Below are 2,182 nucleotides of genomic sequence, written 5' to 3'. Positions count from 1 at the left end.
TATTAATGTCAAGGTTATTTTGTACGATTATGCCAATATTTTTATGTACAGTTTTGCTAGGTTTCTTTATTAGAAATCTTAGAGAGCGCAGAAGCAGTTCTATAAGAGTTGCCTAATATATTTACGATGCTGGAGTGGTGAACAAGTCTATCAAGAATAGCGCTAGCTAGCATATTATCCACAAATATTTGACTCCAATCTGATAAATTTATATTACTAGTGATTATTGTGCTTTTTTGCTCATATCGCTTGTCAATTAGTTGAAAAAACATTTTAGCCTCCTGCTCACCAATTGGTAAATAACCTATTTCATCAATTATCAACAGCTTATATTTACTGAAATGTTTTATTCTGCTTTCAAGCCTATTCTCTAAATATGCTTTCTTAAGCTGATCAATTAAATCATGACATTTTATAAAATATGTGCTTATTCTTTTCTTAGCGGCAGCTATGCCAATTGAAGTGGCAAGGTGGGTTTTACCCACGCCACTATTACCAATCAATATTATGTTACTATTATTTTCTAAAAATCTTAAACTCTCAAAATCTAAAAATTGCTTTTTATTTATTTTGGGTTGAAAGTCAAAATCAAAATCTTTTATTTCTTTTAAATGAGGAAACCCAGCCACTTTAACCATTGCATTAGTAGCATTAAAGTTCTTTACTTCAATTTCTTTTGCTGTAAGCTCGTAGAGTGCATCCACAAGACTTATTTCACCTTCATTTACCTTGCTTATGTATTCGTCTAATTTAAAACTTATTTCTGTTAGCTTTAAGTATTTTAAATTTTCACATAATTTCTGATAATTGTTCATTAAATTTCTCCAATTCTTTAAAATGTTTATTAGCGTATTCTGATACTGTCTCTTCATTTTGGCTTTTGAACGTCATTCCTAACAGCTGAATATGATGATCATTATGATAGTTAACTTTACTTTTAGAAATACTGTGTATTGTAACTAAATTTTTGTTATAATACACATAGAGGTTATTCTCAGTGGCCTCTATAACAATTGTTTTACCAATTAACTCAGGTGGAACAGAGTACATGTTCTGTTTATACTTAAAGAGAGCATTTGTATTCACCTTTGCTGAAGCGGTGATATTTTTGTAAAAAGAACATACTTTATCATGTGGTAGTGGTAGGAGATGTTCTTTTTCTTTGTTAAAAACTAATATAGGCGGTAAGCCTGTAGCTTGACAAATTCTTGAATTAGCTTCATTTGTTATAATGTTCATCTTTTTATGTAACTCCTCTAAGTTTTCCACAATACCATTATAATTCATTATTTCATCGATTACTCTCATTGGATTTTCTACCTTTGCCTTAGTATTAGGTCTAGCTCTGATACAAGGAACCACTTTAAATTCAAAATCATCTGCTAATTGTTTAAATTTGTTATTAATCTTTCCCTTAGAACGTTCAGTTCTTGCTTGATCCATCATGGTTGATGCATTATCAATTAATATTTCTTTTGGAACTCCACCTAATGTCTCAAATGCATTAACTAGAAAATCAAATAAATGATTTTGATTAGTTGAAGGATAAATTGTCCACACTTTAAATCTTGAGGCAGATAGTACTAAGCTACCTACATTTAGCACCATCTCACTTCCATTTCTAAATGAAAATTTAAGCTTTTCTTTCCAATCAAACTGAGCTTGTTTGCCAAATGGTGTTTCAGATTTTATAGCATCTTTTTTAGATTTTGGCTTAAAGTACTCAGCAAATTTTTTATTGTTCAAAATAAAGTAATTGAAATTACTCCTAGAGCACGTAAGACCATGCTCTCTAACGAGATATCTATATAGATGTGATTTGTAATAGAATATCTGTTTATTATCTTTGGATAGTAAAGAAGTGATTATATCATGGTAATCATCTATCTTCGATTTTTTCTGTTTTCGTTCTTTTTTTAAGTTGCCTTCATAATATTTTTTAGCTGTTCTTCTATCAACTCCTAATGTTCTTCCTAATTCACTGAAATTTGGTTTTTCCAAATTGTTGACCTCCACTAATATTTTTAACTTATCTAAATCTTTTACTGAGTTTATGTCTATTTCAGTATTAATGTTCATCTTTAGAATCATATTCATCACCCATTAATACTATAAAAAATCTTGTTAGTGTTGTACATAAAAATATTAGCAACTTTGTACAATGTTATTTTAGCATTAATAT

The 2,182-nt window shown here is 29.4% G+C and carries 2 protein-coding genes; both read right to left on the bottom strand.

All coding sequences use genetic code 11. The annotated features are described in order from the left end of the window. Window positions 1-56: 56 nt before the first annotated feature. Complete coding sequence (gene istB / locus CLOTH_RS10255; protein WP_079413702.1) at window positions 57-815, bottom strand: IS21-like element helper ATPase IstB; 759 nt, start codon at window positions 813-815, stop codon at window positions 57-59. After that, on the bottom strand, window positions 790-2,097 hold the full coding sequence (gene istA / locus CLOTH_RS10250; RefSeq protein WP_079413700.1) for an IS21 family transposase: 1,308 nt from the start codon (window positions 2,095-2,097) through the stop codon (window positions 790-792). Before istA ends, istB begins: the two co-directional genes overlap by 26 nt. Between the last annotated feature and the right edge of the window lie 85 nt (window positions 2,098-2,182).

The organism is Alkalithermobacter paradoxus (assembly GCA_002029295.1).
Lineage (GTDB): Bacteria > Bacillota > Clostridia > Peptostreptococcales > Peptostreptococcaceae > Alkalithermobacter > Alkalithermobacter paradoxus.
Note: the sequence above shows the minus strand (reverse complement) of the source record. Positions and strands in the feature narration are given on the sequence as shown.